11 protein-coding genes and 1 pseudogene are annotated in these 6,851 nt (G+C 53.2%); all 12 read left to right on the top strand.

The window, feature by feature from the left end; genetic code table 11:
* Positions 1–246: pseudogene (locus tag EJP87_RS17890) on the top strand (DNA methyltransferase); the annotation flags it as partial.
* Positions 243–1,454 (top strand): restriction endonuclease subunit S, encoded by a 1,212-nt coding sequence (locus EJP87_RS12495; RefSeq protein ID WP_130472211.1) that lies wholly within the window; start codon positions 243–245, stop codon positions 1,452–1,454. The pseudogene EJP87_RS17890 and the gene EJP87_RS12495, both read left to right, overlap by 4 nt.
* Positions 1,454–2,488: a DUF4917 family protein gene (locus EJP87_RS12490; protein ID WP_130472210.1), complete on the top strand. Its 1,035-nt coding sequence runs from the start codon at positions 1,454–1,456 to the stop codon at positions 2,486–2,488. The genes EJP87_RS12495 and EJP87_RS12490 overlap by 1 nt, the downstream gene beginning before the upstream one ends.
* 42 nt (positions 2,489–2,530) lie before the next feature.
* Complete coding sequence (locus EJP87_RS12485) at positions 2,531–2,791, top strand: hypothetical protein (RefSeq protein WP_130472209.1); 261 nt, start codon at positions 2,531–2,533, stop codon at positions 2,789–2,791.
* Positions 2,792–2,814: 23 nt separating this feature from the next.
* Positions 2,815–3,147: a nucleotidyltransferase domain-containing protein gene (locus EJP87_RS12480; protein WP_130472208.1), complete on the top strand. Its 333-nt coding sequence runs from the start codon at positions 2,815–2,817 to the stop codon at positions 3,145–3,147.
* Complete coding sequence (locus tag EJP87_RS12475; protein WP_193771353.1) at positions 3,134–3,529, top strand: HEPN domain-containing protein; 396 nt, start codon at positions 3,134–3,136, stop codon at positions 3,527–3,529. Before EJP87_RS12480 ends, EJP87_RS12475 begins: the two co-directional genes overlap by 14 nt.
* A gap of 60 nt (positions 3,530–3,589) precedes the next feature.
* A complete protein-coding gene (locus EJP87_RS12470) occupies positions 3,590–3,922 on the top strand; it encodes a nucleotidyltransferase domain-containing protein (RefSeq protein ID WP_130472206.1) in 333 nt (110 codons plus the stop codon).
* Positions 3,909–4,304 carry a HEPN domain-containing protein gene (locus EJP87_RS12465; RefSeq protein ID WP_130472205.1) on the top strand — a complete coding sequence of 132 codons (396 nt, stop codon included), beginning with the start codon at positions 3,909–3,911 and terminating at the stop codon, positions 4,302–4,304. Before EJP87_RS12470 ends, EJP87_RS12465 begins: the two co-directional genes overlap by 14 nt.
* Positions 4,301–4,492 (top strand): nucleotidyltransferase domain-containing protein, encoded by a 192-nt coding sequence (locus EJP87_RS12460; protein WP_130472204.1) that lies wholly within the window; start codon positions 4,301–4,303, stop codon positions 4,490–4,492. Before EJP87_RS12465 ends, EJP87_RS12460 begins: the two co-directional genes overlap by 4 nt.
* A gap of 108 nt (positions 4,493–4,600) precedes the next feature.
* Positions 4,601–4,825 carry an addiction module protein gene (locus EJP87_RS12455; protein WP_130472203.1) on the top strand — a complete coding sequence of 75 codons (225 nt, stop codon included), beginning with the start codon at positions 4,601–4,603 and terminating at the stop codon, positions 4,823–4,825.
* Positions 4,822–5,127 carry a type II toxin-antitoxin system RelE/ParE family toxin gene (locus EJP87_RS12450; RefSeq protein ID WP_130472202.1) on the top strand — a complete coding sequence of 102 codons (306 nt, stop codon included), beginning with the start codon at positions 4,822–4,824 and terminating at the stop codon, positions 5,125–5,127. Before EJP87_RS12455 ends, EJP87_RS12450 begins: the two co-directional genes overlap by 4 nt.
* Positions 5,124–6,692, top strand: coding sequence for an AAA family ATPase (locus EJP87_RS12445; protein ID WP_130472201.1), 1,569 nt, complete (start codon positions 5,124–5,126; stop codon positions 6,690–6,692). The genes EJP87_RS12450 and EJP87_RS12445 overlap by 4 nt, the downstream gene beginning before the upstream one ends.
* Positions 6,693–6,851: the final 159 nt, after the last annotated feature.

The following is a 6,851-nucleotide window of genomic DNA, read 5'->3' as shown; positions in this document are numbered from 1 at the left end:
GACATGCTGAAACAATGGAAGAACCGCAACCCGAAAAAACTCACCGACCGCACCGCCAAGGCGTTTTTTGTACCCGTTGCAGAGATTCGTGGCGATGGCAAGTATGATCTTTCCATCAATCGCTACAAGGAGACGATTTACCAGGAAGAGCGGCATGACCCGCCCGGTGAGATACTGGACCGCATGATGGAGTTGGAGCGGGAGATCATGGCAGATTTGGAAGAGTTGCGGGAGATGGTGGGATGAAGTCTCATTCAATGACTCAGCTTGGGAAATGCACCAAGTTTATCAGAGGAATCACTTTCAAACCTGCCGATGTAATTTCTGCAGATGATACGGGTGCTGTCGTTTGCATGAGAACAAAAAACATCCAATCAACTTTGGATGAAAGCGATCTTATCGCTGTTCCAAAATCTTTTGTGAAGCGGGAAGAGCAATTCTTAGAAGAAAAAGATATCTTGATATCAAGCGCGAATAGCTGGAATCTTGTTGGTAAATGTGTTCAAGTGCCCAGATTGGAATACCACGCAACAGCTGGCGGTTTCATATCAATAGTCCGTCCGGATAGGAAGCGAGTTGATCCAGATTACTTGTATAGATGGATGTCTTCCGGAGAATCTCAAGACAAAATCAGGCATCTTGGAAGACAAACGACAAACATTTCGAATTTGGATGTTTCTCGTTTTAGGCAACTTGAAATCCCCCTTCCCCCCCTTCCCGAACAAAAACGCATCGCCGCCATTCTGGACAAGGCCGACGCCATCCGCCGCAAACGCCGCCAAGCCCTGGCACTGGCGGATCAGTTTCTGAGGTCGGTGTTTTTGGAGATGTTTGGGGATCCGGTGACTAATCCAAAGGGGTGGAAAGTAGAAAGGCTGGATCAGGTTGCCGATATTGCATCTGGAGTCACCAAAGGAAAGCAGTTCAACGGAAAAAAGACGGTCCACGTTCCTTACATGCGCGTTGCAAACGTCCAAGATGGACATATCGACATAAGCGATGTTCAGGATATCGAAGTATTGGAAACAGACATGGGGAGATACCTCCTTAAGTCGGGCGATATCCTGCTTACCGAAGGTGGCGATCCAGACAAGCTTGGCCGTGGCGCGGTCTGGCAAGGAGGGATCGATCCATGCATTCACCAAAATCATATTTTTAAAGTCCGCGTTGATCAAAACTTTGCGATCCCCGAGTTCATGAGTGCCTTGATTGGCAGCCAAAGAGGAAAACGATATTTCCTGATGTCCGCCAAACAAACCACTGGCATTGCCTCAATCAACAAAACCCAGCTCTGCGGATTCCCTGCTCTGCTTCCTCCTTTAGACATCCAGCGTGAATACCTCAGCCATGTCAGAGGCTGGCAATCTGAACAGGAGAAATTCGTAACTCTCGGAAAGGGATCAGATGATCTTTTCGGCTCCCTCACCCAACACGCCTTCCGGGGGGAGTTGTGATGTCCACGAAAATTCTCACTTTTTCCGAATCTCTTGATCAAGCGAAGGGACATAAGCACCTGCTCCTGGGCAACGGCTTCAGCATCGCCCTGAAACCTGACATCTTCAGTTATGGCGCATTGTTCGACAAAGCCGACTTCTCCGCATCCCCCCATGCCAGGGAAGTGTTTAACGCTTTGAACATCCGGGATTTTGAGGCGGTGATCCGCTTGCTGGTGGAGATGGGCAAGGCGCTAAAGGCCTATCCGGATGCCGGCCAGACACTGATCGATCAGATCAACAAGGATGCCGACGCTATTAAGGATATTCTGGTCAATGCTATTGCTGGCAACCACCCGGATCATCCTTTCCAGGTGAGTGATGAGCAGATGGCCTGCTGCCGACGCTTCTTGTCTTGCTTTGAGCACAAATATACCCTGAATTACGATCTGCTCCTCTACTGGGCCGTGATGCGGGACGATATTGATCGACAAGACCTGCATCCAGATGATGGCTTTCGGCATCCTGAAGACGACGACGGCGCGGACTATGTGACGTGGCAGGAAGGCAACAAGGCAACCATCCACTATCTCCATGGGGCATTGCATCTCTTTGATACTGGTCCTGATCTTGTCAAATACACCTGGTCACGCACCAGCATCAGAATCATAGACCAGGTGCGACAGGCCTTGGATGCTGGGAAATATCCCATGTTCGTGGCGGAAGGCACCAGCCGCGACAAACTGACAAAGATCATGCACAGCGCCTATCTGCACAAGGCGTTGCGGAGTTTCAGTGCCATTTCTGGAAGCCTGTTCATCTACGGGCATTCATTGGCGGAAAATGATGAACATGTCCTGCGTCTGATTGAAAAAGGTACAATCCGGGATGTTTTCGTCAGTTTGTATGGAGATCATGCAAGCCCCACCAACAGGAAGATCATGAGCCGAGCGCGACGCATGACAGATGCCCGAGAGAAAAGCAAAGGACGCAACCGATTGGATGTTCATTTTTTTGATGCTGATAGTGCCGAGGTGTGGAAATGCGAGGCCTAATCAGTTCGTTCAAAGGTATTATCGATTCTTAAGGAGAACATCATGGCCACTCGTAGATCGTCCGAAACCACCAGTCCAAGAGCGGACACCGCCGCGTCCAAGACCTTGCGCAACCCCAACGCCAGCTCGGCAACCAAATCCGCAGCAGGTTCGGCCTTGGCACAGGCCGGAAATGACAAAGTGACTGGCAAACAAGCCGCTTCCGCTGCTGGCAAGACCCTCAGCAATCCCTCTACCAGCAAGGCAGGTAAGAGTGCTGCAGCTTTGGCTTTGACACAACGACATGATATAAAGAAGAAATAATGTGATTGCAGGGGGAAATGCCGATGACCATCACTGAAACCGAACTGACCGCCATGAGCGCCCGCATTGCCGAGACTTTCCATCCGGAGCGGATCATTTTGTTCGGTTCCCACGCTCGTGGTGAGGCGCAAGCCGATTCAGATATCGACCTGTTGATCATCACCCGTGAGACTTACGGCCCCCACAACAGCCGCCGAAAAGCCATGGCCAGGGTGTGGCGGTTGTTGGCTGATATTCCTGTGGCCAAGGATATCGTCCTGTTCAGCGACGCCGAGGTGGAACAGTGGCGCACGGCCAAAAATCATCTGATCGCCAGGGCCTTGCATGAGGGGAGAGTGCTTTATGAAAGGCATTGATTACGCCCGGGAACTGTTGCGCCTGGCGCGTGCGGATCATCGTGCCATGACTGGCATGCGGGATCAGGAGGTGTTCACCGACGCCATTTTCGGTTTCCATGCCCAACAGGCGGTGGAAAAAGGACTCAAGGCGTGGCTGTCAGCCTTGGAAATTCTGTTCCCTCTCACCCATGACATCAGCCGCTTGTTGCCGTTGCTGGAGCAACAAGGTGTGGAGATGATGGATCTGTGGGAGTGCGTAGAACTCACCCCGTTCGCTGTGGAACACCGCTACGCCTGGGGTGATGACGCCGAAGCACCACTGGATCGTATCAACCTGATCACCCGGATCCATGAACTGCTTGAACATATTGAGGACCAGATCAGAGATGTCTACCCATGACGATCACGCCTGTCGTACACCTTTTTGTCGAACTGACAATTTGATGAGGATTTGCCCCCCATGACCATCACTGAAACCGAACTGACCGCCATGGTGCGAAGCATCGTTGCCGAAGTGCAACCGGAGCAGGTCATACTGTTTGGCTCTTATGCTCGAGGTGACGCCGAATCCGATGCCGATGTGGATCTGCTGGTAATCGAGGCCGAACCTTTTGGCCCACACCGCAGTCGCTTCCAGGAGATCAACCGCCTGGAGCGTGCCATGGGGAGCATTCCCGTAGCGACCGACATCCTGGTCTACTCTCTGGACGAGGTTGAGCGGCTGAAATCCTCTCGCAACCACGTTGTTGCTCGCGCCTTGCGGGAAGGAAAGGTGCTCCATGCCCGATCATGAGACCGCCCGGCGCATGCTGGAAGCTGCCAGACGCGATTTGCAAGCCATCACCAACATGCGCGATGTCGAACTCTTCCCGGATGAAATTTTCGGCTTGCACGCTCAGCAGGCAGTGGAAAAAGCACTGAAGGCATGGCTGGCCCATCGTGATCAGGAACTCCCCAGAACCCACAACCTGCGCCTGCTGTTGGTCATGCTCACCCGGTCCGGCGAGGATGTGACAGGAGAGTGGGATTTCATTGATCTGACCGCCTTTGCCGTGCAGTTCCGCTATGAAGCCTGGAACGCCACGGACGCCCATTTGGACCGGCAAGGACTCGTCGAGCAGGTCACCACTTTGCTGACAAAGGTAACTGCCATCGTTGAACAAGGTGCGTCATGACCATCACCGATTCCTTCCGGACCGCCATAAGCACCTGCGTCGCCGAAAGCGTCTACCCGGAGCGGATCATCCTGTTCGGCTCTCACGCCCGTGGTGAGGCGCAAACCGATTCGGATGTTGCCCAACGCATTCATCCCGCTTCTCACGTACACCGATTTCACGGTATCCTTCCGGTACGAGGCATTTGATGATTTCGACGACGATATTGACCGGCAGGCCACAACTCTTCTGGTTACAGGGTTCCTGCAGCACGTGAACCATCCGTTCAACAGCGTGAATTGATACAAGGGATCATAATGAACAATACCACTGCAGCCACTATCGAATCACAAGCCCTCAAACTGACTCCATTAGCACGCTTGGAACTGGTGGACGCCATCCTGAGCAGTTTGGATGAGCCGAATCAAGAACTGGATCGACTCTGGTCCCTGGAGGCCGAAGAACGCTTGACAGCCTACCGGCGGGGGGAGATAAAGGCCATCCCCCTGGATGAGGTTTTGGCCAAACACAGCACACCATGATCATCCGCTTTCTCGAAGTTGCCCAACAGGAACTTGATGAGGCGGTGGCATTCCATGAGGCGCAAGCCAAGGGGCTTGGTCAAATATTCCTGGCTGAGGTGCTGGCCTCCTTGGATCTGATTCGTCGCCATCCAGCGGGCTGGCAGCCACTCAGTGCCAACACCCGACGTTGCCGCTTGCGACGGTTCCCTTACGGAATCATCTATGCGGCCGACCAGGCAGAAATCCTGATTGTGGCCCTGGCCCACTTGCACCGCCGTCCCCACTATTGGCGTGAACGTATTCAGGCAGACAGGACATGATCCTCAAAGCTCTCACCCTGGAAAATTTTAAAGGTATCCGCGATCCAGTTCGAATCGAATTCGCGCCAATCACACTGCTCTTTGGTCCCAACAATGCCGGAAAGAGCACCATCATCCAAGCACTGCATTACGCCCGCGAGCTTTTCGAACGCGGCAATGCGGACCCTGGCCGCACCCTCCTGGGTGGCGATGTCCTGGACCTGGGCGGCTTCGATAGCCTTGTCCACAACCACGACCGCAGCCGAACCATCAAAATGGGGTTTGAATTGGACGTCTCCAAAGAAGATTTGGGTGATCTGGAGGAGTGGATCAACGTGCCCACCTTTGGCAGTGCACAGTTTATCAAACCACCGTCCCAGGCATCCCTGGAGATTGCAATCCAATGGTCGGAGACATTGCAAGGCCCCCGCATCGCAAGTTGCTCCATCGGCTATGATGGCAAGGCATTGTTTAATACCGAAAGCTCCGTGGATGGTCGCAGAATAACGTTCCAGGTTGAAGATGTACTGCATCCCGTCATGACCTGGATCGGACCATCCTTGCGTGTTGTTTCGAATGTGGAGCCTATACCGCTGGTTGAATATCAAACGCCTTTTTCTGAAAATCGCCCCCTCCAGATCATTGCGTCATCCGTGTTACCTCCAGGCGGAAAACCTTTAGAGTTTCATGATTTTGGAACACTATGGGAACCCGAGGACGATGAGCAGGCATCCTGGCACCAGCAAATATTGGTGATCAGCTCGCTGTTCATCGCGCCCATAACGATGTTGCGCGACAGTCTGCGGAAATTCCGCTACCTGAGTCCCTTCCGCGACATGCCCTCTCGAAACCATCAACCCGCTCGCGCTCCAGACGAATTCCGCTGGTCCAACGGCATGGCCGCCTGGGATCTGCTGTTCCTCAAGGGTAAAACACTGGTGGAGAAGGTTAACGACTGGCTTGTTCGTGAGGATCGCCTGAATTCCGGTTATCGGCTGGAAGTGAAGTGCTACAAGGAATTGGAAGTCAACGGTCCCTTGATGCTAGCCCTGACTGGCGCAACCGTCCTGGACGATGAGGAATGGATCCGCGATGCGGTACGCAGTTTGCCGGAACGGAGACAGTTGCTGCTTCGCAATCAACGCTGCGACGTGGAACTCTTTCCCCAGGATGTAGGGGTGGGCATTTCCCAAGTGGTGCCGGTGCTGGTGGCCGCCATCCACACCAAAACAGGTATCGTCGCCATCGAGGAACCGGAATCCAACATCCATCCAGCCTTTCAAGTGGCCTTGGGGGATTTGTTCATTGCCCAAACTCAAGAAAAACTGGATCTGATGTTTTTAGTGGAAACCCACAGCGAGCACCTGATGCTCCGTTTTCTGCGTCGTATCCGGGAAACCAGTGAAAACGGACTCCCGCCGGGAGTACCCTTCCTGACTCCAGAGGGGATAGCGGTCTACTTCGTGGAACCTGAGGAAAACGGCCCACGCATTCATCGCATCCGCATCGATAAGGATGGTGACTTCATTGATCGTTGGCCTCGTGGCTTTTTTCAAGAGCGGATGAAGGAGCTTTATGGGGCATGATATACGAGTTCGCCCTGGATCCAGAAATGGTAGCCCGTTGGCACGACCGAAAGGAATACGCCTTCTTTGATGGCCGTTTCGGCATTGATGCGGGCCGAACGGTCTCCGGTTACCCCAATAAATGGCGGCAGATGGTAAAAAAAGCGTTCTTTGATCAGA

The organism is Candidatus Magnetaquicoccus inordinatus (assembly GCF_004217665.1).
Taxonomy (GTDB): Bacteria; Pseudomonadota; Magnetococcia; order Magnetococcales; family Magnetaquicoccaceae; genus Magnetaquicoccus; species Magnetaquicoccus inordinatus.
Note: the sequence above shows the minus strand (reverse complement) of the source record. Positions and strands in the feature narration are given on the sequence as shown.